The organism is Tropicimonas aquimaris (assembly GCF_042676185.1).
GTDB lineage: Bacteria > Pseudomonadota > Alphaproteobacteria > Rhodobacterales > Rhodobacteraceae > Tropicimonas > Tropicimonas aquimaris.
Genome location: NZ_JBHTJT010000007.1, coordinates 45,559 through 67,531 on the forward strand (window position 1 = coordinate 45,559; position 21,973 = coordinate 67,531).

The 21,973-nt window shown below is 67.6% G+C and carries 19 protein-coding genes; 13 read left to right on the plus strand and 6 right to left on the minus strand.

The window, feature by feature from the left end; all coding sequences use genetic code 11:
- Positions 1 to 20 precede the first annotated feature (20 nt).
- Positions 21 to 911, minus strand: coding sequence for a calcium-binding protein (locus ACFQ2S_RS03875; protein WP_386072869.1), 891 nt, complete (start codon positions 909 to 911; stop codon positions 21 to 23).
- Between the two features lie 154 nt (positions 912 to 1,065).
- Positions 1,066 to 2,112, minus strand: coding sequence for a hypothetical protein (locus ACFQ2S_RS03880; RefSeq protein ID WP_386072871.1), 1,047 nt, complete (start codon positions 2,110 to 2,112; stop codon positions 1,066 to 1,068).
- A gap of 502 nt (positions 2,113 to 2,614) precedes the next feature.
- On the opposite strand from ACFQ2S_RS03880, the gene hisC reads away from it, so the two are divergent.
- From hisC to ACFQ2S_RS03895, 3 genes are read left to right on the plus strand one after another with little or no spacing between them, the layout of a single operon-like run.
- On the plus strand, positions 2,615 to 3,700 hold the full coding sequence (gene hisC, locus ACFQ2S_RS03885) for a histidinol-phosphate transaminase (protein WP_386072872.1): 1,086 nt from the start codon (positions 2,615 to 2,617) through the stop codon (positions 3,698 to 3,700).
- Positions 3,697 to 4,629: a prephenate/arogenate dehydrogenase family protein gene (locus ACFQ2S_RS03890; RefSeq protein ID WP_386072873.1), complete on the plus strand. Its 933-nt coding sequence runs from the start codon at positions 3,697 to 3,699 to the stop codon at positions 4,627 to 4,629. Before hisC ends, ACFQ2S_RS03890 begins: the two co-directional genes overlap by 4 nt.
- Entirely contained in the window at positions 4,626 to 5,654 is a 1,029-nt protein-coding gene (locus tag ACFQ2S_RS03895; RefSeq protein ID WP_386072875.1) for an extensin-like domain-containing protein, read from the plus strand. Before ACFQ2S_RS03890 ends, ACFQ2S_RS03895 begins: the two co-directional genes overlap by 4 nt.
- Before the next feature lie 46 nt (positions 5,655 to 5,700).
- Here ACFQ2S_RS03895 and ACFQ2S_RS03900 read toward each other — a convergent pair whose 3' ends face one another.
- Positions 5,701 to 6,708 (minus strand): DUF2125 domain-containing protein, encoded by a 1,008-nt coding sequence (locus ACFQ2S_RS03900; protein WP_386072877.1) that lies wholly within the window; start codon positions 6,706 to 6,708, stop codon positions 5,701 to 5,703.
- Between the two features lie 71 nt (positions 6,709 to 6,779).
- Between ACFQ2S_RS03900 and ACFQ2S_RS03905 the strand changes: the two genes are divergently transcribed.
- The 3 genes from ACFQ2S_RS03905 (at position 6,780) to ACFQ2S_RS03915 (ending at position 10,913) form a co-directional block, all read left to right on the plus strand.
- Complete coding sequence (locus tag ACFQ2S_RS03905; RefSeq protein ID WP_386072879.1) at positions 6,780 to 7,346, plus strand: gamma-glutamylcyclotransferase; 567 nt, start codon at positions 6,780 to 6,782, stop codon at positions 7,344 to 7,346.
- A 135-nt stretch (positions 7,347 to 7,481) separates the two neighbouring features.
- Positions 7,482 to 8,684 (plus strand): biopolymer transporter ExbB, encoded by a 1,203-nt coding sequence (locus tag ACFQ2S_RS03910; protein ID WP_386073624.1) that lies wholly within the window; start codon positions 7,482 to 7,484, stop codon positions 8,682 to 8,684.
- 3 nt (positions 8,685 to 8,687) lie between these two features.
- On the plus strand, positions 8,688 to 10,913 hold the full coding sequence (locus tag ACFQ2S_RS03915; protein ID WP_386072881.1) for a peptidoglycan -binding protein: 2,226 nt from the start codon (positions 8,688 to 8,690) through the stop codon (positions 10,911 to 10,913).
- Here ACFQ2S_RS03915 and ACFQ2S_RS03920 read toward each other — a convergent pair.
- The 3 genes from ACFQ2S_RS03920 to gloB all read right to left on the minus strand — a co-directional run bounded on the left by ACFQ2S_RS03920 (position 10,910) and on the right by gloB (position 15,303).
- Positions 10,910 to 11,917 carry a M23 family metallopeptidase gene (locus ACFQ2S_RS03920; protein ID WP_386072883.1) on the minus strand — a complete coding sequence of 336 codons (1,008 nt, stop codon included), beginning with the start codon at positions 11,915 to 11,917 and terminating at the stop codon, positions 10,910 to 10,912. The two genes, ACFQ2S_RS03915 and ACFQ2S_RS03920, sit on opposite strands and share 4 nt — an antisense overlap.
- A gap of 5 nt (positions 11,918 to 11,922) precedes the next feature.
- On the minus strand, positions 11,923 to 14,259 hold the full coding sequence (gene clpA, locus ACFQ2S_RS03925) for an ATP-dependent Clp protease ATP-binding subunit ClpA (RefSeq protein WP_386072885.1): 2,337 nt from the start codon (positions 14,257 to 14,259) through the stop codon (positions 11,923 to 11,925).
- Between the two features lie 282 nt (positions 14,260 to 14,541).
- Complete coding sequence (gloB, locus tag ACFQ2S_RS03930) at positions 14,542 to 15,303, minus strand: hydroxyacylglutathione hydrolase (RefSeq protein WP_386072887.1); 762 nt, start codon at positions 15,301 to 15,303, stop codon at positions 14,542 to 14,544.
- A gap of 68 nt (positions 15,304 to 15,371) precedes the next feature.
- Between gloB and ACFQ2S_RS03935 the strand changes: the two genes are divergently transcribed.
- The 7 genes from ACFQ2S_RS03935 to ACFQ2S_RS03965 all read left to right on the plus strand — a co-directional run bounded on the left by ACFQ2S_RS03935 (position 15,372) and on the right by ACFQ2S_RS03965 (position 21,874).
- Positions 15,372 to 16,127, plus strand: a complete 756-nt coding sequence (locus tag ACFQ2S_RS03935; RefSeq protein WP_386072889.1) for a methyltransferase domain-containing protein — start codon at positions 15,372 to 15,374, stop codon at positions 16,125 to 16,127.
- 429 nt (positions 16,128 to 16,556) lie between these two features.
- The gene (locus tag ACFQ2S_RS03940; RefSeq protein ID WP_386073625.1) at positions 16,557 to 17,117 is read left to right on the plus strand and encodes a F0F1 ATP synthase subunit delta; all 561 of its coding nucleotides are present in this window, start codon (positions 16,557 to 16,559) and stop codon (positions 17,115 to 17,117) included.
- The gene (gene atpA / locus ACFQ2S_RS03945) at positions 17,117 to 18,655 is read left to right on the plus strand and encodes a F0F1 ATP synthase subunit alpha (RefSeq protein ID WP_386072891.1); all 1,539 of its coding nucleotides are present in this window, start codon (positions 17,117 to 17,119) and stop codon (positions 18,653 to 18,655) included. The genes ACFQ2S_RS03940 and atpA overlap by 1 nt, the downstream gene beginning before the upstream one ends.
- Before the next feature lie 17 nt (positions 18,656 to 18,672).
- The gene (locus tag ACFQ2S_RS03950) at positions 18,673 to 19,551 is read left to right on the plus strand and encodes a F0F1 ATP synthase subunit gamma (RefSeq protein WP_386072893.1); all 879 of its coding nucleotides are present in this window, start codon (positions 18,673 to 18,675) and stop codon (positions 19,549 to 19,551) included.
- A 21-nt stretch (positions 19,552 to 19,572) separates the two neighbouring features.
- Positions 19,573 to 20,994 (plus strand): F0F1 ATP synthase subunit beta, encoded by a 1,422-nt coding sequence (gene atpD / locus ACFQ2S_RS03955; RefSeq protein ID WP_386072894.1) that lies wholly within the window; start codon positions 19,573 to 19,575, stop codon positions 20,992 to 20,994.
- A 9-nt stretch (positions 20,995 to 21,003) separates the two neighbouring features.
- Positions 21,004 to 21,402 carry a F0F1 ATP synthase subunit epsilon gene (locus tag ACFQ2S_RS03960; RefSeq protein WP_386072896.1) on the plus strand — a complete coding sequence of 133 codons (399 nt, stop codon included), beginning with the start codon at positions 21,004 to 21,006 and terminating at the stop codon, positions 21,400 to 21,402.
- A gap of 124 nt (positions 21,403 to 21,526) precedes the next feature.
- Positions 21,527 to 21,874, plus strand: a complete 348-nt coding sequence (locus ACFQ2S_RS03965; protein WP_386072898.1) for an H-type lectin domain-containing protein — start codon at positions 21,527 to 21,529, stop codon at positions 21,872 to 21,874.
- The last annotated feature ends 99 nt before the right edge of the window (positions 21,875 to 21,973 follow it).

The window sequence follows — 21,973 nt, forward strand, 5'->3', positions numbered from 1 at the left end:
CTTGCCTGTTTCGGCGGCTGTCAGGCGATTTCGATGTCGTTGCGCAGGGCGTCGAGATCGTCGAAGCCGGCGAGCTTGATCTGCTCGTCGCCGAAGTCGAGCAGGGTCGCGCCGTCGACCACCTCGGCGTAGCGGTTGATCACCTGGATCCGGTAGAGGTCGCCCACCCAGAGATCGCTGTCTAGCACCAGGGTGTCGACGTCGTCGGTGAAGTCCCGGACCACGTCCCTTCCGTCGCCGTCGTTGAAGACGAAGCGGTCGGCATGGCTGCCACCGATCATCACGTCGTTGCCGCCCCCGCCTTGCAGCACGTCGCGCCCAGCGCGGCCGAAGAGACTGTCGGCGCCCCTGTTGCCGCTCAGCGTGTCCTTGTGGTCGCCGCCAAAGAGCCTGTCGGCCCCGGCGTTGCCGATCAGCAGGTCCGAGCCGGACCCGCCGCGCAGCACGTCGTTCCCGTCGAAGCCGCGCAGCTCGTCGCTGCCGGTGTAGCCGAGCCCGACGTCGTCGCCGTTGCTGAAGAGCATGAGGTCGTCCCCGGCGAGGACTTCCCGCATCAGGGCGAGGTCGTCATCGGTCGAGGAGGTGCCGGCCGCTTCGTAGAGCGCCCGGGCGGAGAACTCCGCGTCCCAGATTTCCCAGAGCGGCACGTAGCGGTCGCCCCAATACATGAACTCGCAATAGGCGGTGGCCGTCCCGGTCGGGATCCTGTCGTTGATGAGCTCAAGCGATGGCCCGGCAATCACGCTCCAGTAATAGTCGCCGTCGAGTTCCGAGAAGACCGAGAACCAGTCGCGGATCTCCGGGATGTCGCTTGCGTCAGGCACCAGTTCGGTACGATAGGCCTCCCCCCAGATCCTGTTGAGGTCCAGGATTGTCATGTCCACGGGGATGTAAGCGTTGAGCCTTGTCATTGCCGGCCTCCTTTCCGGAAATGCCGCATCTTCCCAATATGTTACCACTCAGTGCGGTCTCGGGCGATGACCTCGATCAAACCTGGCCATGGCCCCGGAAAGGCGAAACCGGCGGTTGCCCGCCGGTTCCCTTGGTACGAGCCGAGGCATCGCGTCATGCGATGGTCTCCGGCACCTCTGGCGGCGCGATCTCGACGGCCATGAACTCGTGCATGAATTCGATGACCGCGCGGGAATCGTCGGCCGCCTGTGCGAAGTCGTTGACCCCGTCGTTGGCCGCGGATTCGTAGACGAACAGGAAGTCGTCGTACGGATCGAGCGGGTCTTCGTCCGGGTTCGGCGCCAGCGCGAGGTAGACGTCCTCGTTGGCTTCGAGCACGCCGTCGTCATCCTCGACGCCCCACTCCTCGTTGTCGAACACGGCCTCCATCACCGTGGCCTCCTTGTAGACCGGTGCGCCGTCCTCGATCTCGATCCAGCGGATCCAGGTGTCGGCATAGCGATCGGAGCGCACGTAGTCATAGGCTTCCGTGCCGTTCTCGTTGAACGAGAAGTAGTCGATCACCAACGAGTCTCCGCCGGTCACCACGTTCACACCGAGCGTGGTGTTCTCGTAGAGCATCGCATCGAGCGTGATCTCGCCCTCCTTGCTCCAGGCCGCGCCGAGCAGGGCCGAAGGATCCCAGTTCTCCAGCTCCTGGAAGAACTCGGGCCAGGCCTCTGTCACGGAGGTCCAGGTGTTGTCGGCCCCGGCCGTCATGAGCTCCTGGTAGAGCGCCAGGTTCTCGAGCGGCGCGTCGATGGTCAGGAAGCTCGCGCCGTCGTCGGTGCTGTAGATCAGCCGTCCGGCGGCGTCGGTGTCGACGACGTCAGCGGTGAGCAGCTTTTCGACCGCGGCATCCAGCGCCTTTTCCATGACACTGGACGGAGCCCGCGCGACGTTGGCCCGCTCGAGCTCGACTTCCTGCACATAGGGCTGCAGCACGGACGGGATCTCGTAATCGTCCTCCTCCCCTTCGACCAGTTCGAAGAAGATCGGGAACAGGGTGTCGACGTCGGTCGGATGCAGGTTGGCAGGGTCGAAGCCCACGGCGATTAGCTGCTCGTTCACATCGAGCAACGGCTCACCATCGCCACCGCCGTCCGTCGGGTCGAGATCCCGCAGCACGACGATCTGGTCACCGTAGAGCTCGCCCTTCATGGGCCCGCCCCCCGGCGACCCGCCGCCTCCGCCTCCGCCGCCCGGCGGCCCTCCACCACCGCCACGGCCGCCTCCGCCGCCGCTACCTCCGGGGATTCCGCCTCCTGGCCCCTTGACCACTTCGGGTATGACGTCAGTGATCAGTTCAGTGAATTTGTCCGCGTTTTTCATGACCGATCTCCCCCTTGTTTATCCGAGGGCCGCTCATGCCGGCGAAGATCTCCGGATCGCTCCGGCGACGTGTCGCCTCGGACCTTGCGGCCCGCGAATAGAAATATACTATATCCGACTTATCTGGATTTCATTGATTTGTGGCAATTTCACAGGACTTTCTGGAAATTAATTATGTATATATCAAAAATTGAATAAGTAAGGTAATTGGGGTGCGCGGCGGCGATCCCGGCCTTGCCGGACCTGCTTCCTGCGGCATCTGCGGAGCGTCAACGGGTCTGTTCCACCGGGCGCGATTGTGGTCTAGAAGCGCTCGGAAACGGAGAAGACCATGGCACCCATCACACCCCAGCCCGGCATCATGGAGATCGCGCTCTACGTGGGCGGGCAGAGCCATGTCGAGGGCGTTTCGGACGTTCTGAAACTCTCGTCCAACGAGAACCCGTTCGGCCCGAGCCCGAAGGCGAAACAGGCTATCGCGGAGGCCGTGGCGGAGGTGCATCGTTACCCGAACACCGACCACGCGCCGCTGCGAGAGGCGATCGGCGAGGTGCACGGGCTGGACCCGGAGCGGATCATCTGTGGCGTCGGCTCCGACGAGGTGCTGCAGTTCCTCTGCCAGGCCTATGCCGGGCCGGGCGACGAGGTGGTGCACACCGAGCACGGCTTCGCCATGTACCCGATCCTGGCCCACGCGGTCGGCGCGACGCCGGTGGTGGCGAGGGAGCGCGAGCGGGTGACCGACGTGGACGCGCTGCTGGCGGCCTGCACGGAGCGCACGAAACTGGTGTTCATCGCCAACCCCAACAACCCAACCGGCACGATGATCGGCGGCAACGAGATCGCCCGGCTGGCCGACGGCCTGCCGGAGGGGGCGATCCTGGTGCTGGACGGTGCCTATGCCGAGTTCGTCGAGGGCTATGACGGCGGCGTGTCGCTGGTCGATGCGCGCGACAACGTCTTCATGACCCGCACCTTCTCCAAGCTTTACGGGCTTGGCGGGCTGCGGATCGGCTGGGGCTATGGCCCGAAGGAGATCATCGACGTGCTGAGCCGGATCCGGCAGCCGTTCAACCTCTCCGAGATCCAGATGGCCGCCGCGATCGCCGCGGTGCGGGACCGCGACTACGCCGAGTTCTGCCGGGCCGAGAACACCCGGATGCGGGCGTGGCTGGCGCGGGAGCTGGCGGCGCTCGGCGTGCCCTCCGACACCAGCCTCGCCAATTTCGTGCTCGCCCGTTTCGCCGACGTGGCCGAGGCCGAGGCGGTGGACGCGCATCTGAAGTCGCGCGGTGTGATTGTGCGGCGGGTGGCGAGCTACGGCCTGCCGAACTGCCTGCGCATCACCGTGGGCGACGAGGCCGGCTGCAAGCGTGTGGTCGACGGCATCCGCAGCTTCCAGGAGGCCCGGCAATGAGCCGCGTCTACGACCGCGTCGCCTATATCGGGCTTGGCCTGATCGCCTCGTCGATGATCCACGCCGGGCGCCGCGCCGGGCTGCAGGGCGAGATCGTGGGCACCGCGCGCTCGGCCGAGACCCGCGCCATAGCGGCTGAAGACGGGCTCTGCGACGTGGTCGCCGAGACGGCGGCGGAGGCGGTGAAGGACGCGGACCTCGTGGTGCTCTGCGTGCCGGTGGGCGCGATGGGGGCGGTTGCCGAGGAGATCGGCCCGCACCTGAAGCCCGGCTGCACGGTGAGCGACGTGGGCTCGGTCAAGCGCGCGGTGATCGAGGCGGTGAAGCCGCACCTGCCCGAGGGCGTGCATTTCATCCCTGCGCACCCGCTGGCGGGCACCGAGCATTCCGGGCCGCGCTCCGGCTTCGCCGAGCTGTTCGAGAACCGCTACACGCTGATCGTGCCCGAAGGCGACACCGACCCGCAGGCGCTGGCGCGGCTGGAGCGTTTCTGGGCCGGGATGGGCGCGCATGTGGAGCTGATGGAGCCCGAGCACCATGACCTGGTGCTGATGGTGACCTCGCACGCGCCGCACCTGATCGCCTATACGATGGTGGGCGTGGCCGACGACCTGCGCCGGGTGACCGACAGCGAGGTCATCAAGTACTCCGCCGCCGGTTTCCGGGACTTCACCCGGATTGCCGCCTCCGACCCCACGATGTGGCGCGACGTCTTCCTCAACAACCGCGAGGCGACGATGGAGATCCTCGGCCGGTTCATCGAGGAGCTGATGCGGCTGCAGCGGGCGATCCGCAAGGGCGACGGCGACCTGCTCCACGAGTATTTCACTCGAACCCGCGCGATCCGCCGTGGTATTATCCAAGCTGGTCAGGACACATCCGCGCCGGATTTCGGACGCGGTCACGGGCAGGGACAGAGCAAGGGATGAGAACGAAGCTGGGCGCGACTCTGGGTATTTTTCTTTGCGCGACGGCCACATGGGCCAACGCACCCACCGACAGCCAGCGCCCGCATCTGCGGCAGGCAACCGCGGCGATCCAGCCCGTGCAGCGCCCGGCGCTCGCCACGGAAACCGCCGCGCGAGAGGCCGCGATCCTTGCCTCCGCAGCGGTTCCGGCGCCCCGCAAGGCGGTGTCTCGGCAGGAACCCGCCGAGGCCGCCGGCCCCGACATCCGCCCGCAGCCGCGCGACGGGCTGTTTGCCCGCTGGGAGATCCCGGCCGACAGCCTCGTCGAGGTGAGCCGGCAGACAACGCGGATCCATTTCGGCGCCGAGGGCCGGCCGACGCCGCGCCCGGAGCATCCGCTGGCCGGCATCGAGCTGGCCTCGGCGACGCTGCTGGTGCCGCTGACCCCCGACAGCCCCCATCCGGAGGCGCGGCCCGCGGGCTTCGCCAAGCTCTTCAAGCGCAAGGACCGCTATTCCGCCGCCGGCGCCGTCTGCGAGGTCAACGCGATCAAGGGCGTCGCCATTCCCACCGTCGGTCGGCCCTCGAGCGGCTGCGGCATCGAGAACCCGGTGCGCATCACCGAGATGTCCGGGGTCCGGCTCTCCACCCCGATCACCGTGGATTGCACCACGGCGCGGGCGCTCAACACCTGGGTGGCGGATGCGCTCAAGCCCGCCGTCGGGCGCAAGGGCGGCGGCGTCGAGAAGGTGACGGTCGCGGCCTCCTACGCCTGCCGTACCCGCAACAACATCCCCGGCGGCAAGCTCTCTGAACATGCGCGCGGCCATGCCGTGGACGTGTCGGGCTTCGAGCTGGAGAATGGAACCAAGGTCCCGCTGCTCGGCAACTGGAACAGCCGGCAATGGGGCAAGACCATGAAGAAGCTGCACAAGGCAGCCTGCGGCCCGTTCGGCACGGTGCTCGGCCCCAATGCCGACCGCTACCACCAAGACCATTTCCACTTCGACACCGCCCGCTACCGCAGCGGCAGCTACTGCAAGTAGCCACGCGACTCCTGCAAGGCCGTTTCGCCGGGCGTTCGCCCGCCGGTCAGGGAATCCGGAGCCGCGGCGCCGCGCCCAGCGGCACCGGCCCCATCCGCATCCGCCCGTCCGACAGGGTGACGGGAATGTCGAGCGTGCTGGAGCTGCCGGCGAGGCCGCTCACCAGCCTCAGCGCCGATTCCACGGTATCGGCGATCCCGTCGGGCAGGGCGCCGCTTTCGCGGGCGACTTCGAGGATCTCTTCCCAGTTGGTCGCCTTCACCAGCAGGTCGCCGCTGGCCAGCCCGTCCGGGCCGACCGTGAGATCGCCCGCGACCCGCAGTTCCAGCCGGCCCCAGTTTGCTGCGACGTTGCGAACCTCGATCTCGCGCGGCTGCGGGCGCGCCTGTTCCAGTGCGCTGCGGTCCCAAGGGCCGTCGAAGGTCACCACCAGATCGGCCGAGAGCGTCTCGATGGTGCCGGGCACCAGCCCGCGCTCGGCCATCCGCTGCATCATCGGCGCACGCGGACGCAGGCCGGTGATCTCGAGGCCGATCTGCTGCGCGACGCTCTCGCTCTCCACCGGCCGGGTCGCCAGCCGCGCCTCGGCGACGGCAGAGGTCCAGCCGGCATCGGAGGCGAGCGTGAGGTCGCGGAACACCAGCACCGCCTCGTCGAGCTCCCGCGCCGGGCCGGGCCGGAAGGTCAGGCTTCCGCGCAGCTCCTCGCCGCCAATGGCGATGCGCTCCCGGGGTGTCTGCAGCGTCATGCTGTCCGGCCAGACCAGGATCACGTGGTCCTTTTCGTAGTTCAGCCCGAGGATCTGCACGAAGGGCGCGTTCCAGACCCAGCCGGCCTCGGTGTTGGCCAGCGTGATGTCGGTGATCGTGCGGTCGATCCGGGTCGGGTAGCCGGCGACCGAGACGTCGGCCCATTCCGCTTGCCAGCCATCGGCCCGCCGCGCCTCCATCCAGCCCACCAGATCGGATTTCGCCCGCCACGCGCCCCAGCCCCACCAGGCGCTCCAGGCAAGTGCCACCAGCAGCGTCAGCCACAGAAGTCGGATCGGTTTCATCGTGCTGCCTCGGCCCCTTTCGCTTCGCTCCGAATTGCGGTTTACACCCTCCGACGCGCGAGGGAACAGCCATGCTTCAGGAAATCGATCTCAGCAAACCGCTCTGGGTCTTCGGCTACGGCAGCCTGATCTGGCATCCGGGCTTCGCTGTGGAGGAGCAGGCGGTGGCGCGGCTCACCGGCTATCACCGGGCGTTCTGCATGTCCTCGATCCACCATCGCGGCACCGAGGCCTCGCCGGGGCTGGTGCTGGCGCTCGACGCCGCCGAGGGCGGGCAATGCGACGGGCTGGCGTTCCGGGTGGTGCCAGGGCAGGAGGCCGAGACCCTGGCCGCCCTTCGCGAGCGCGAGCTGATTTCCTCGGCCTATCTGGAGGAGCTGGTCACCCTGCGGTTGCGCGACGGGCGGGTGGTGACGGCGCTGGCCTATGTGGTCGACCGAGACCACGTCCAGTATTGCGGCGCGCTGGAGCTGGAGGCGCAGGCCCGGATCATCGCCCGCGCCTGCGGCGACCGCGGGCCCAATTGCGACTATCTCTACAACACCGCCGAGCACCTGACCGAGCTGGGCCTTGCCGATCCGGACCTCGACTGGCTGGCCGCGCGGGTGCGTGCCCTCACCGCATCGCCCCGCCGCTGATCGCGTGCGGGTCATTGGCATTCTGCGACTGCACTCCTATCGTGCGGGCGATGTTGCCACAGTCCCGGAAGACCGACGTTGAGTGATTCCTCCGCGTATACGCATTTCTCGCAGCCCGTCCGCCAGATCGTCCAGATGCTGGTGGTCTGCGGCCTCGTCGGCGCGGGGGGCTGGATCATCTTTCCCAGCGTCAAGCCGGTGTTCCTTGCCAACCCATGGCTGAACGGCACGATCGGGCTGGTTTTCCTCTTCGGCATCCTTGCCTGCTTCCTGCAGGTGGCCCAGCTCAGCTCCTCTGTCCGTTGGATCGAGGCCTTCGCCCGCGACCACCAGTCCGCAGCGGACAGCCCGGCGCCGAGGCTGCTGGCGCCGCTGGCGGCGCTGCTGCGTTCGCGCGGGGTCAACCGGCAGATCTCCTCGACCTCCGCCTCCTCGATCCTCGAATCGGTGGCGACCCGGATCGACGAGGGGCGGGACATCACCCGCTATATCGTCAACCTGTTGATCTTTCTTGGTCTTCTCGGCACCTTCTACGGCCTCGCCACGACCGTTCCGGCGGTGGTGGAGACCATCCGCTCGCTCGCCCCGCAGGAGGGCGAGACCGGCGTCGAGGTCTTCGAGAAACTGATGAGCGGTCTGGAAGCGCAGCTCGGGGGCATGGGCACCGCGTTCAGCTCGTCGCTGCTGGGCTTGGCAGGCTCGCTCGTCGTGGGGCTGCTGGAGCTCTTTGCCTCGCGCGGGCAGAACCGGTTCTACCGCGAGCTGGAGGAATGGCTCAGCTCGATCACCCGGCTCGGCTTTGCCGGCGCCGAGGGTGACGTGAGCGGAGAGGCCGGCGCGCTGATCGCCGTGCTCGACCACATGGCCGAGCAGATGGAGGCAATGCGCGAGATGTTCACCCAGTCCGATGTCAGCCGGGCGATGGTGGACGACAGGCTGTCCGAGGTGGCCGTCGCGGTGACCTCGCTGACCCGCGCCATGCAGCACGGCGACCGCAGCACCGACCTGCTGGAGCGCATCGCCGAGGGGCAGGAACGCATGGTCGAGACCCAGCAGCAGGTGCTGCACCGGACCGCCAGCGGCCGGACCCAGGAAGGCGAGATGATCGACAGCGGCGCCGATGCCGAGAGCCGGATGCGCCTGCGCTCGATCGACGTGCAGCTGCTACGCATCCTCGAGGAGATCGCGGCGGGCCGGCAGGAAACCGTGGCCGACCTGCGCGCCGACATCTCGACGCTGACCCGCGAGGTACGCAAGCTGCGCAACCTCGTCTATCCGCAGCCGGAACAGGGCTCGTCCCGGGTCATCCAGCGCGAGCCGCGCGAGCCTCGGGAGTAGCGTATGGCCCTCCGAAGCCGCAGGACGGACCGCTTCTCGGCCTCGATCTGGCCCGGGTTCGTCGATGCCATGACGGCGTTGCTGCTCGTGCTGATGTTCGTGCTGTCGATCTTCATGATCGTGCAGTTCATGTTGCGCGAGACGATCACCGGGCAGGAGAGCGAGCTCGACATCCTGACCGAGGAGGTGGCGCAGCTCGCCGACGCGCTCGGCTTCGAGCAGGACCGCAGCGCCGACCTGGAGCGGCAGGTGGGCCTGCTGGACGACACGCTGGCGCAGGCGCAGCAGGATGCGGATGCGCAGTCGGCGCTGATCGCCTCGCTGACAGCACAGGTGGGCGAGCAGCAGGACGCGCTGGCCGAGGCGGCGACGCGGATCACCGATTTCGAGGCGCAGGTGGCGCAGCTTCTGATCGAGCGCGACGACGCCCGCGGCGAGGTGGCCGACCTGGAACAGACCCGCAGCTCGCTGGAGACGGCGCTGGCCAGCGCTCGGAGCGAGATCGACGCGAGCGCCGAGGCGGCGCGGCTGGCGGCAGCGCGGCGCGAGGCGCTGGAGGCCTTGGTGGCCGACCTGGAGGCCGAGCGCGACAGCCTGAGCGCCGAGCTCGGCGACGAGGAGGCCGCGCGGCTGGCCGAGGCGGCCGCGGCGCAGGCGCTGCGTGAGAAGCTGGCGGGCGCGGAAGACGAGCTGACCGCGATGACGCTGGCGCTCGAGGAGCAGCGCCGGCGCGCCGAGGAGACTCTGACCTTGCTGGCGGCGGCGGAATCGGCGGAAGCCGAACTGAACGAGAAACTGGCGGCGGCGCTACTGTCGGGGACCGATCTCGAGAGCCAGCTCCTGGCCCGCACCGAGGAGGGCGAGGCCCGGGCCGCCGCGCTGGCCGAGGCGCAGGCGGAAGCCGCCCGGATGCGCGACGCGCTGGCCGCGGCAGAGGCGGAGCGCGCCCGGCTGACCGCGGCGCTGGAACAGGCGCGGGGTGGCGAGGTTTCGAACGCGGAGGCGTTGGCTGCGGCCGAGGCACAGATAGCCCAGCTGGCAAGCGAGCTCACCAACCTGCGCTCGCGGGGCGCGGCGCTGGAGGCGCGGCTCTCGACCGCCGAGGCGGACACCGCTGCGCTGGCCGAGGCCGAGGCGGCGCTGGCCGCCCGCACGCAGGAGCTGGAAGCCGAGCGCGCGGCCGTGGCGCGGCTGACCGAGGAACGCGACACGGCGGTGGCCGACGGCGCCGGCAGTGCGCAGGCGCTGGCCGAGGCGCAGCGGACGATCGAGACGCTGTCGGACGACCTTGCCGGGCTGCGCAGCGAACTGGCCCGGCTCGCCGCCGAGAACGAGAGCCTGCGCGACGCCAACGGCAATGCCGAGGACATCCGCAACCGCCTTGCCGCCGCGCTGGCCGCCAAGCTCGCCGCCGAGACCGAGGCGCAGGACGCGCAGAGCCTGGCCGAGCGCCGCGCCGCGCTGCTCGCCGCCGCCCGCACCCAGCTCAGCCAGGAGGAGGCGCAGTCGGAGGAGAGCCAGCGCAAGGTCACGCTGCTCAACCAGCAGGTCGCCGCCCTGCGCCGCGATCTTGGGCAGCTGCAGGGGCTGCTGGACGCCGCCGAGGCCCGCGATGTTGAATCGCAGGCGCAGGTGCAGGATTTCGGCGCCCGGCTGAACCGCGCCATGGCGCAGCTTGCGCTGGAACAGGATGCGCGGGTGCGGCTGGAAGAGGCGGAACGCAAGCGGCTGGAGGAGGAGAAGCTCCGGCTGGAAGAGGAGAAGAAGGACCTCGCCAATTACCGCTCCGAGTTCTTCGGCGAGCTGCGCCGGATTCTCGGCGGGCGCGAAGGCGTGCGGATCGAGGGCGACCGGTTCGTTTTTTCCTCCGAGGTGCTGTTCGAGCCGGGTTCGGCCGAGATCAGCGCTGCGGGCCGCGAGCAGATCGCCGGCGTCGCCGGCATCCTCTCCGACGTGTCCGGCGACATTCCGGAAGGCATCGACTGGGTGATCCGGGTCGACGGCCACACCGACGACACGCCGGTGCTGGGCGGGCAATACCGCGACAACTGGGAGCTGAGCCAGGCGCGGGCGCTCTCGGTGGTGCGCTACATGACACAGGGGCTCGGCTTCCCGCCGGAGCGGCTGGCGGCCAACGGGTTCGGGGAGTTCCAGCCGATCAACCCGGCCGACACGCCGGAGGCGCGGGCGCAGAACCGGCGGATCGAGCTGAAGCTGACCGAACGCTAGGGGGCGGGAAGCTCGAAGCGGATTTCGCGGCGGTCGAGCACATTCTCGCCGCGCCTGTGCACCACCTCGCCGCGGTAGGCCCCGGGCGCGAAGCCGCCCTCGGGCGCGCGAATGCCCCAGGCGCGATAGAAGAACGGCTGCCAGCGCGGCAGCGCCTCGCTGTGGCTGCGGGGCGGGGCGTCGTCCGGGGCGTCGAGCACGATCTCCACCACGTCGCCCTCGAGGCCCGCATAGGCATAGCCCCAGACGACGAGCGCCGCGGGCGCGCCTTCGGGCAGGGCTTGGAGTGGCAGGCCGGCCTTGACCTCCTCGTAGCTCGGCACCCGGTCGAGAATGCCCGCCGCGAGCAGGCCGCCGTCGCGGTAGGGCGGGGCGGCGAGCCAAAGCCCGTCGTCGGCGGCGCCGCAGTCGCGGGTCATGTCCGGGTTGAAGGGGTCGATGACGGCGTTGCCCTCGCGGACCGAGAAATGGACATGCGGGAAGGTCGCCTCGCCGCTCATCCCGACGAGACCGAGCACCTCGCCGCGCGCCACCTGCTGGCCCTGTTTCACGGCGAGGCTGCCATTGCGCATGTGGCAATACTGGGTCTCCCAGCCGTCGCCGTGGTCGATCGCGACGCCGTTGCCGCATTCGCGGCCCGAGACGTTTGGCGCGGCGGGATCGGTGGTGTCGATGTCGGGCATACCGTCACGCACCCCGCGCACGACGCCGGGGGCGGCGGCGATCACCGGCACGCCAGCGGCCATGTCCGCCAGCGTCGGGATTCCGAAATCGGTGCCCTTGTGGCCGTCGTTGGCCAGCCCGTTGCACCCGACATCCCGCTGGCCCGGCCCCGGATCACGGTCGACATATTGCTGGATGTAGCAGGTCTCGCCGAAGGTGCAGTCGATCGGCAGGCCGAGCGCGGGCGGCTCGGCGCTGGCGGGCAGGGCAGTGGCGGCGCAGGCGAGGGCCGCACGCAGAAAGGGCGCCCGGAGGCGCCCTGTCCGTGTTTCTGGGGTCAAGCCGGTCAATCCGCGGTGAGGAGCGGGGGCTTGCGCGCCGAGAGGCGCAGCTTGCCCGGTTCCTCGACGGTGAGTTCCAGCTCGCCGTCCTTGACGCCGACCTTGACGATGCCGCCCTTGGTCAGCTTGCCGAAGAGCAGTTCCTCGGCCAGCGGCTTCTTGATATGCTCCTGGATCACCCGGCCGAGCGGGCGGGCGCCCATCTTGTCGTCGTAGCCCTTGTCGGCGAGCCATTCGGCCGCCGGTTTGGTCAGCTCGATGGTGACGTTGCGGTCCATCAGCTGGGCTTCGAGCTGCAGCACGAACTTCTCGACCACCTGCAGGATCACGTCCTTGCCGAGCGGCGCGAAGCTCACCACCGCGTCGAGGCGGTTGCGGAATTCCGGCGTGAAGGTCCGCTCGATGGCGGCGGTGTCCTCGCCCTCGCGCTTGTCGCGGCCGAAGCCGATAGCGGCCTTGGCCATGTCCGAGGCGCCGGCGTTCGAGGTCATGATCAGGATCACGTTCCGGAAATCCACCGACCGGCCGTTATGGTCGGTCAGGGTGCCGTGGTCCATGACCTGCAGCAGGATGTTGAACACGTCCGGATGCGCCTTCTCGATCTCGTCGAGCAGGAGCACGCAATGCGGGTGCTGGTCGACGCCGTCAGTCAGCAGGCCGCCCTGGTCGAAGCCGACGTAGCCCGGAGGCGCGCCGATCAGGCGGGAGACCGCGTGCTTCTCCATGTATTCCGACATGTCGAAGCGCAGCAGTTCCACGCCGAGCGTGTCGGCAAGCTGCTTGGCGACCTCGGTCTTGCCGACGCCGGTGGGGCCGGCGAACAGGTAGTTGCCGATCGGCTTCTCGGGCTCCCGCAGGCCGGCGCGCGCCAGCTTGATCGCTGCGGAGAGCGCCTCGATCGCCTTGTCCTGGCCGAACACCACGCGCTTGAGTGTGCCTTCGAGATCCTTGAGCACCTCCGCATCGTCCTTGGAGACGTTCTTGGGCGGGATGCGGGCGATCTTGGCCACCACGGCCTCGATCTCCTTGGTGCCGATGGTCTTGCGCCGCCGGCTTTCGGGCACGAGATGTTGCGCCGCGCCGGCCTCGTCGATCACGTCAATCGCCTTGTCGGGCAGCTTGCGGTCGTTCATGTACCGCGCCGACAGCTCCACCGCCGTCCGGATCGCGTCGGCGGTGTACTTGATGTCGTGGTGCTTTTCGAAATAGGGCTTGAGGCCCTTGAGGATCTTGACGCTGTCCTCGACCGAGGGCTCGTTCACGTCGATCTTCTGGAACCGGCGGGAGAGCGCGCGGTCCTTCTCGAAGTGCTGGCGGAACTCCTTGTAGGTGGTGGAGCCCATGCAGCGCAGCTTGCCGCCCTGAAGCGCAGGCTTCAGCAGGTTGGAGGCATCCATCGCGCCGCCGGAGGTGGCGCCGGCTCCGATCACGGTGTGGATCTCGTCGATGAAGAGCACGGCGTCGGGATGGTCCTCCAACTCCGTCACCACGGCCTTGAGCCGCTCCTCGAAATCGCCGCGGTAGCGTGTGCCGGCCAGCAGCGCGCCCATGTCGAGCGAGAAGATGGTGGCGCCGGAGAGCACTTCCGGCGTCTCGCCCGCGACGATCTTGCGGGCAAGGCCCTCGGCGATGGCGGTCTTGCCGACGCCCGGATCACCCACCAGAAGCGGGTTGTTCTTGCGGCGGCGGCACAGCACCTGGATGCAGCGCTCGACCTCGTGGTCGCGGCCGATCAGCGGGTCGACATCGCCCTTCTCGGCCTTGGCGTTCAGGTTCACGCAATACTTGGCGAGCGCCGATTCCTTCTGCTCCGTCTCGCCGGAGCCGCTGTCCTCGGAGCGGGAGCTGTCCTCGTCCATCTCGTTGGCGCCGGTGATCGGGCGGCTCTCGCCGAAGCTCGGGTTCTTGGCGACGCCGTGGGCGATGAAGTTCACCGCGTCATAGCGCGTCATGTCCTGCTCCTGCAGGAAGTAAGCAGCGTTCGACTCGCGTTCGGCAAAGATCGCGACCAGCACATTGGCGCCAGTCACCTCGGTGCGACCGGAGGATTGAACGTGGATCGCGGCGCGCTGGATCACCCGCTGGAAGGCGGCGGTGGGCACGGCTTCGGAGCCTTCCACCTCGGTGACGAGCGTCGCCAGGTCCTCCTCGATATACTCCATCAGTTTCCCGCGGAGTTCTTCGAGGTCGACATCGCAGGCCTGCATGACCTTGGCTGCGTCGGGCTCGTCGATCAGCGCAAGGAGCAGGTGCTCCAGGGTTGCCAGCTCATGACGACGGGCATTCGCAAATCCAAGCGCGGCATGGATGGCTTGCTCGAGGGTGTTCGAAAATGACGGCACGGGGCGCGCTCCTTTTCCTGTAGGCCATGCGCGGAGGAAGGACCGCAGCCAGCCTGTGCTCTTGATATTAAAGTTTGGTTGGTGTTGGCGCGGCTTCAAGTCTTTTTTCTCGGCGAACGCCGCTTCGTGCTGCATATGCACAAAATGTGATCGGTTCTCCGCAGAGTCCGGCGCAGCACTGGAAGGCCGCTGACGCAGAGGCAGGGCGGCGCGGGATGCCAGCATGCCCCGCGTTGCCCGATGAGTCGAGGCACCGCCGCGGGCCACTCGCCCGGAAGGCGATCAAAACGCGTCCTTGCGGCGTCGGACCTCGCCAAAGACCTCCGCATCCGGCGCGCCGGCCATCCCCATGCGCGCCTTCATTTGCGGGTCGGTGGCGCGAAGGAACGGGTTGGTGGCCAGCTCCAGCGACAGCTCCGACGGCACGGTCGGGCGGCCGGCGGCGCGGGCGGCGGCGACGTCGGCCACGCGCTCTTTCAACGCCGGGTTGTCCGGGTCGACGGTCACCGCGAAGGCGCCGTTGGCGGCGGTGTATTCGTGGCCGGAATAGACCAGCGTCTCCGGCGGCAGGGCGGCGAGCTTGGAGAGCGAGGCCCACATGGTCCGCGCGTCGCCCTCGAAGAGTCGGCCGCAGCCGAGCGCCATCAGGCTGTCGGCGGTGAAGACCGCGCCGGGGAAGGAAAAGGCGATATGGCCGAGGGTGTGCCCGGAGACGTCGAGCACCTCCGCCTGCTCCGCTCCCACCGCGACGCTGTCGCCTTCCCGCACCGCGAGGTCGAGCGGCGGCAGGCGGTGGGCATCGGCGGCGGCGCCGACAACGCGGGCGCCGGTCTCGGCCTTCAGCTCGGCCACGCCGTCGATGTGATCGTTGTGGTGGTGGGTGATCAGGATGTCGGTGAGCGACCAGCCGCGCTCCGCGAGGGCGGCGCGGATCGGGGCGGCGTCGGGCACGTCCACCACGGCGGTCGCCCCGGTTTCGGCGTCGTGCAACAGGTAGGCATAGTTGTCGGCCCGGCAGGGAACGGTGACGATTTCGAGCGGCATGGCGTTTCCTTTTCTTCGGGAGCCGTTATGGTTGTCTCTCAAGATGGAGATGGAGCAGGCCGGGCGCAATGCATCTGGATGTGCTGGACCTGAGGGAATTCTACTACAGGACTCGGTTGGGCCGTGTCGCGCAGCGCGCCGTGCGCGATCAGCTGGAAACCTTCTGGCCGGCCTCCGAGGTGCGCGGGCAGACAGTGGTGGGTTTTGGCTTTGCCGTGCCGCTGCTGCGTCCCTACCTCGCCGTTGCGCGGAGGGTGATCGCCCTCATGCCGGCGCCGCAGGGGGTGATGCCCTGGCCCTCGGGAATGCCCAATGTCTCGGTCCTGAGCGAAGAGACGCTCTGGCCGCTCGAGACCGGCAGCGTCGATCGGCTGGTACTGATGCACGGGCTGGAGACCTCCGACCGGCCCTCCGACCTGCTGGAGGAGATCCACCGGGTGCTGGGGCCGGGTGGGCGCGTTGTTTTCGTGGTGCCGAACCGCTCCGGGCTCTGGGCGCGGCGTGACGCGACGCCCTTCGGCTATGGCCGGCCCTATTCTCTGGGCCAGCTCGAGACGCAGCTCCTGCGCCACGCCTTCCGCACCGAGCGCCACGCCGCGGCGCTCTATGGCCCGCCCTCCGAGCGGCGGTTCTGGCTGCGCTCATCGGGGCTGCTGGAGCAGTACGGGCGGCGGCTGTCCTCGTCGCTCGCGGGCGGGGTGTTCCTGTTCGAGGCCGCCAAGCAGATGCAGACGCCTGGCGGGGCGGCGGTCAAGGACATGGTGCGCGATCCGCTGCGCGTGCTGGATGCGGTGAACGCGCCGTCGGGGCCGAAACCGGCCTGAGCGCGCCCTGCCTGCGGTGATTCTCCTCGCCGACCGCCGATGGGGCCCTATCTCCGTGCCTGACGCCGGTGCAGCGCTGTTCGCGGGCGCCAGCGGCCATGTTAGCGTCGATACGAGGGCAATCTGCCGCAGAGGCACAGAATGGGGTGGTTTGCCGCGCTGCGGCATTTTCTGTATGCAATTGCACACAATTGGAACGGGATTCTCGGGGCTTCGCAAGTTTTGGGGCGTGATCGGATCAATTTGATGCCGGAAATTGCCGAGAGGCGACCGGAGAAGAGCGGTAAATTGCTTTGGTCAAGAGAGTTGCGACGCCGAAACGGGTCTGTTACATCGCTCTTCGATTTATGGGGGGAACGATGGTTGCCGCCCGAAACAGGATGCGCCCGGACAGCCGTGTATCGGTGCGCGACAACAAGAGGGGTGGACGTGTCAGAAACGGCTTCGATTTCCTCCAGCATTGCCGCGCGATACGCGCAGGCGCTGTTCGAACTGGCCAAGGACGAGGGCAAGCTTGCCACTCTTGAAGCCGATACCGACTCCCTGTCGGAAGCGCTCGAGACCTCGGACGACCTGAAGGCGATGATCGGTTCCCCGGTCTACAGCCGCGCACAACAGGCCGCCGCGATCACCGCGGTCGCCGACAAGATGGGCCTCGATGGCGTGACCCGCAACGGCCTCGGCCTGATGGCGTCCAACCGCCGCCTGTTCGCGCTGCCGCTGGTGCTCAAGGCGCTGCGCGCAAAGATCGCCGACGAGAAGGGCGAAGTGACCGCAGAGGTGACCTCCGCCGTCCCGCTCTCTGCCGAACAATCCGGCGCCGTAGCCGAGATGCTGAAGTCGCGCTTCGGCAAGGACATCAAACTGAACACGACCGTGGATGAAAGCCTCATCGGCGGTCTCATCGTCAAGGTGGGCTCGAAGATGGTCGATACGTCCGTCCGCGCGAAACTCGCCAATCTCCAGAACGCTATGAAAGAGGTCGGGTAATGGCACTGCAAGCTGCGGAAATTTCCGCAATCCTCAAGGACCAGATCAAGAACTTCGGTCAGGAAGCCGAAGTCGCCGAAGTCGGCCGCGTGCTGTCCGTCGGTGACGGTATTGCCCGCGTTCACGGACTGGACAACATCCAGGCCGGCGAGATGGTCGAGTTCCCGGGCGGCATCCGGGGCATGGCGCTGAACCTCGAGATCGACAACGTCGGTGTCGTGATCTTCGGCTCCGACCGCGACATCAAGGAAGGCGACGTCGTCAAGCGGACCAACGCCATCGTGGACGTGCCGGTGGGCGACGCCATGCTCGGCCGCGTGGTCGACGGCCTCGGCAACCCGATCGACGGCAAGGGCGCCATCGAGACCTCCGAGCGCCGCGTGGCGGACGTGAAGGCTCCCGGCATCATCCCGCGTAAATCCGTGCACGAGCCGATGGCAACCGGCCTCAAGTCGGTTGACGCCATGATCCCGATCGGCCGTGGCCAGCGCGAGCTGATCATCGGCGACCGTCAGACCGGCAAGACCGCCGTGGCGCTCGACACGATCCTGAACCAGAAGTCCTACAACGATGCCGCCGGCGATGACGAGAGCAAGAAGCTCTACTGCATCTACGTCGCGATCGGCCAGAAGCGCTCGACTGTTGCGCAGCTGGTGAAGAAGCTCGAAGAGACTGGCGCGATCGAATACACCACGATCGTCGCGGCCACCGCTTCGGACCCCGCGCCGATGCAGTACCTGGCTCCGTATTCCGCGACCGCCATGGCCGAGTTCTACCGCGACAACGGCCGCCACGCCCTGATCATCTACGATGACCTTTCCAAGCAGGCCGTGTCCTACCGCCAGATGTCGCTGCTGCTGCGCCGTCCGCCGGGGCGTGAAGCCTACCCGGGCGACGTTTTCTACCTGCACTCGCGGCTTCTCGAGCGCTCGGCCAAGCTCAATGAGGAGCATGGTTCCGGCTCGCTGACCGCGCTGCCGATCATCGAAACCCAGGGCGGCGACGTGTCGGCGTTTATTCCGACCAACGTGATCTCGATCACCGACGGCCAGATCTTCCTCGAGACCGAGCTGTTCTACCAGGGCATCCGTCCGGCCGTGAACACCGGTCTGTCGGTGTCGCGCGTGGGCTCCTCGGCCCAGACCAACGCGATGAAATCGGTCGCCGGTCCGGTGAAGCTGGAACTCGCGCAGTACCGCGAGATGGCCGCCTTCGCCCAGTTCGGTTCCGACCTCGACGCCGCCACCCAGCAGCTGCTGAACCGCGGTGCGCGCCTGACCGAGCTGATGAAGCAGCCGCAGTACTCGCCGCTGACCAACGCCGAGATCGTCTGCGTGATCTTCGCCGGCGTGAACGGCTACCTCGACAAGATCCCGGTGGGGGATGTCGGCCGCTTCGAGTCGGGCCTGCTGACCTTCATCCGGACCAAGCATGCCGATCTTCTCGACTGGATCACCAAGGAAGATCCGAAGGTGAAGGGCGATGCCGCCGACCGTATCAAGGCCGTGGTGGAAGAGTACGCCAAAGGCTTCGCGTGAGGCTGAGGAACGCATAGATGCCCAGCCTCAAGGATCTCAAAAATCGGATCGATAGCGTCAAGTCGACGCGAAAGATCACGAAGGCCATGCAGATGGTGGCCGCCGCAAAACTGCGGCGGGCCCAGGAAGCAGCCGAAAACGCACGGCCTTATGCCGAGCGGATGCAGGCCGTGATGAGCGGCCTCGCCGCCGCGGTCGGCGTCAGCGACAGCGCGCCCCGGCTCCTTGCCGGGACGGGCTCCGATCAGGTGCACATGCTGGTCGTGATGACCTCCGAACGCGGCCTCTGCGGCGGCTTCAACTCGACGATCGTGCGGGCCGCGCGCCTCAAGATCGACGCGCTGGTGGCCGCGGGGAAGACGGTCAAGATCATCACCGTCGGCAAGAAGGGCCGCGAACAGCTCAAGCGGGAGTACAAGCAGTACTTCGTCGATCATGTCGACATGAGCGGCGTCAAGAAGGTTGGCTATGACGATGCCGCCGGGATCGCCGACGACCTGATGGCCCGCTACACGGCTGGCGAGTTCGACGTCTGCACCATCTTCTTCAACAAGTTCGTTTCGGTGATCACGCAGGAACCCCAGGTCAAGCAGATCATTCCCGCGACCTTCGACGCGCCCGAAGAGGGTGCCGACAGCGGTGCGCTCTACGATTACGAGCCGAGCGAGGAAGGCGTGCTTGCCGACCTGCTGCCGCGGGGGATCTCGACGCAGATCTTCACCGCACTGCTGGAAAACGCCGCATCGGAAGAGGGCGCGCGCATGTCCGCGATGGACAACGCGACCCGCAACGCCGGCGAGATGATCGACAAGCTGACGATCGAGTTCAACCGTTCGCGTCAGGCCGTCATCACCAACGAGCTTATCGAAATCATTTCGGGCGCCGAGGCGCTCTGAGAAACCGGAGACACATAACACATGGCTAGCAACGGCAAAGTGACCCAGGTCATCGGTGCCGTCGTCGACGTTCAGTTCGACGGCGACCTGCCCGAAATCCTCAATGCGCTGGAAACCGAAAACAACGGCAAGCGCCTGGTGCTGGAAGTGGCCCAGCACCTTGGCGAGAGCACGGTGCGGACCATCGCCATGGACGCGACCGAGGGCCTCGTGCGCGGCGCTCCGGTGAAGGACACCGAGGGCCCGATCATGGTTCCGGTGGGCAACGCGACCCTCGGCCGGATCCTCAACGTCGTCGGTGAGCCGGTGGACGAAGGCGCGCCCGTCGTAGCCGACGAGCACCGCGCCATCCACCAGCCGGCGCCGGAGTTCAAGGAACAGTCCACCGAGTCTGAAATCCTCGTGACCGGCATCAAGGTCGTCGACCTGCTCGCCCCCTACGCAAAGGGCGGCAAGATCGGCCTGTTCGGCGGCGCCGGCGTGGGCAAGACGGTCCTCATCATGGAACTGATCAACAACATCGCCAAGGTGCACTCGGGCTTTTCCGTGTTCGCCGGTGTTGGTGAGCGGACCCGTGAGGGCAACGACCTTTACCACGAGATGATCGAATCGGGCGTTATCACCCCCGACAACCTCGAGGACTCCAAGGTGGCGCTGGTCTACGGCCAGATGAACGAGCCGCCGGGAGCACGGATGCGCGTCGCCCTGTCCGGCCTGACCCTGGCCGAGCAGTTCCGCGACCAGTCCGGGACCGACGTGCTGTTCTTCGTCGACAACATCTTCCGCTTCACCCAGGCGGGCTCCGAGGTGTCGGCGCTTCTCGGCCGTATTCCTTCGGCCGTGGGTTACCAGCCGACGCTGGCCACCGACATGGGCGCCCTGCAGGAGCGCATCACCTCGACCAAGGCCGGCTCGATCACCTCGGTGCAGGCGATCTATGTGCCTGCGGACGACCTGACCGACCCCGCGCCGGCCACGTCCTTCGCCCACCTCGACGCCACCACCGTGCTGTCGCGTGCGATCTCCGAGCTGGGCATCTACCCGGCCGTGGACCCGCTCGACTCCACCTCGCGCCTGATGGACCCGGCGGTCCTCGGCGAGGAGCACTACAAGGTGGCCCGTGACGTGCAGGGTATCCTCCAGCGCTACAAGTCGCTGCAGGACATCATCGCCATTCTCGGCATGGACGAGCTCTCGGAAGAGGACAAGCTGGTCGTGGCCCGCGCCCGGAAGATCCAGCGCTTCCTGTCGCAGCCCTTCGACGTGGCCCAGGTCTTCACCGGTTTCCCCGGTGTGCAGGTGCCGCTCGAGAAGACCATCGCGTCCTTCAAGGCCGTGGTCGCCGGCGAGTACGACCACCTGCCCGAAGCCGCCTTCTACATGGTCGGCGATATCGAGGAAGCGGTTGCCAAGGCCGAGAAGATGGCTGCGGACGCCGCATAAGGAGGGCCCATGGCCAACACGATGCAGTTCGATCTGGTAAGCCCGGAAAAGCGGCTGGCGTCGCTTGAGGCCACCCAGGTCCAGATCCCGGGCTCCGAGGGCGACATGACGGTGATGGCGGAGCATGCTCCCGTCATCACCACCCTGCGCCCCGGCCTGGTGAAGGTCACCGGCGCCGACGGCTCCGAGACCAGCTTCGCGGTGACCGGCGGCTTCGCCGAGATCAACGCCGGATCCATGTCGGTCCTGGCCGAGCGGGCCTATGTCGGCGCGGCGGACTCCCGTGCGGCGCTGGAAGGCTTCCTCGAGGACGCGCGCAAGCGCGCCGCCGAGGCCACCGGCGACACGCGGGACGTGGCGGAGAAATTCGTTGCCGACCTGGTGCACCTGATGGAAGCGATGGAGTAATCCCGCGCCATTCGGAAATTCCAGGGCCCCGCGTCTCCGGACGCGGGGCCCTTTTCGTCTCTGGGCGTACACGGCCTCGCAAGGCGTTCCAATTCATGCCGGAATATGCTGCTATCGCAACCTGATGGAACGGATGCGCAATTATCTCATCGGGGTCGATCAGGGACAGAGCGTCCTGTTTTCCGATTTCCAGGATGGCGGCCCGATGTGGGCCGGAACCGGACCCCGCGAGGTTCGCGAGGTGGTGCGGTTTTCCGAACCCTTCCGCCAGCCACCGGTGGTGCACGCCGGTCTCGCCATGTGGGACATCGACCGCGATTCCAACCAGCGCGCCGACATCTCGGCCGAGAATGTCAGCGAAACCGGCTTCGATCTGGTGTTCCGCACCTGGGGCGACACGCAGGTGGCCCGCGTCCGCGCCACGTGGCTCGCCATTGGCGAGCTGCCCCACGAGGACGACTGGAAGCTCTAGCGCAGGGGCGCGCCGGCTCTGCTTCTTCTGTCCTGAAATATCCCCGCCGGAGGCACCCGCGCGTCAGCGCGGGCCCCTTGGGACCGGGTACGCTGCGGG

What these genes read in the sequence shown, in the direction of transcription:
- gloB (WP_386072887.1), bottom strand. Translation starts at nt 15,303, where the DNA reads ATGCCGCTCGAAATCGTCACCGTTCCCTGCCGGGCCGACAACTATGCC.
- ACFQ2S_RS03915 (WP_386072881.1), top strand. Translation starts at nt 8,688, where the DNA reads ATGGCCCTCCGAAGCCGCAGGACGGACCGCTTCTCGGCCTCGATCTGG.
- ACFQ2S_RS03910 (WP_386073624.1), top strand. Translation starts at nt 7,482, where the DNA reads ATGCTGGTGGTCTGCGGCCTCGTCGGCGCGGGGGGCTGGATCATCTTT.
- ACFQ2S_RS03880 (WP_386072871.1), bottom strand. Translation starts at nt 2,112, where the DNA reads ATGAAGGGCGAGCTCTACGGTGACCAGATCGTCGTGCTGCGGGATCTC.
- ACFQ2S_RS03935 (WP_386072889.1), top strand. Translation starts at nt 15,372, where the DNA reads ATGCATCTGGATGTGCTGGACCTGAGGGAATTCTACTACAGGACTCGG.
- ACFQ2S_RS03875 (WP_386072869.1), bottom strand. Translation starts at nt 911, where the DNA reads ATGACAAGGCTCAACGCTTACATCCCCGTGGACATGACAATCCTGGAC.
- ACFQ2S_RS03965 (WP_386072898.1), top strand. Translation starts at nt 21,527, where the DNA reads ATGGAACGGATGCGCAATTATCTCATCGGGGTCGATCAGGGACAGAGC.
- ACFQ2S_RS03890 (WP_386072873.1), top strand. Translation starts at nt 3,697, where the DNA reads ATGAGCCGCGTCTACGACCGCGTCGCCTATATCGGGCTTGGCCTGATC.
- ACFQ2S_RS03960 (WP_386072896.1), top strand. Translation starts at nt 21,004, where the DNA reads ATGGCCAACACGATGCAGTTCGATCTGGTAAGCCCGGAAAAGCGGCTG.
- ACFQ2S_RS03950 (WP_386072893.1), top strand. Translation starts at nt 18,673, where the DNA reads ATGCCCAGCCTCAAGGATCTCAAAAATCGGATCGATAGCGTCAAGTCG.
- ACFQ2S_RS03905 (WP_386072879.1), top strand. Translation starts at nt 6,780, where the DNA reads ATGCTTCAGGAAATCGATCTCAGCAAACCGCTCTGGGTCTTCGGCTAC.
- hisC (WP_386072872.1), top strand. Translation starts at nt 2,615, where the DNA reads ATGGCACCCATCACACCCCAGCCCGGCATCATGGAGATCGCGCTCTAC.
- ACFQ2S_RS03900 (WP_386072877.1), bottom strand. Translation starts at nt 6,708, where the DNA reads ATGAAACCGATCCGACTTCTGTGGCTGACGCTGCTGGTGGCACTTGCC.
- ACFQ2S_RS03895 (WP_386072875.1), top strand. Translation starts at nt 4,626, where the DNA reads ATGAGAACGAAGCTGGGCGCGACTCTGGGTATTTTTCTTTGCGCGACG.
- atpA (WP_386072891.1), top strand. Translation starts at nt 17,117, where the DNA reads ATGGCACTGCAAGCTGCGGAAATTTCCGCAATCCTCAAGGACCAGATC.
- atpD (WP_386072894.1), top strand. Translation starts at nt 19,573, where the DNA reads ATGGCTAGCAACGGCAAAGTGACCCAGGTCATCGGTGCCGTCGTCGAC.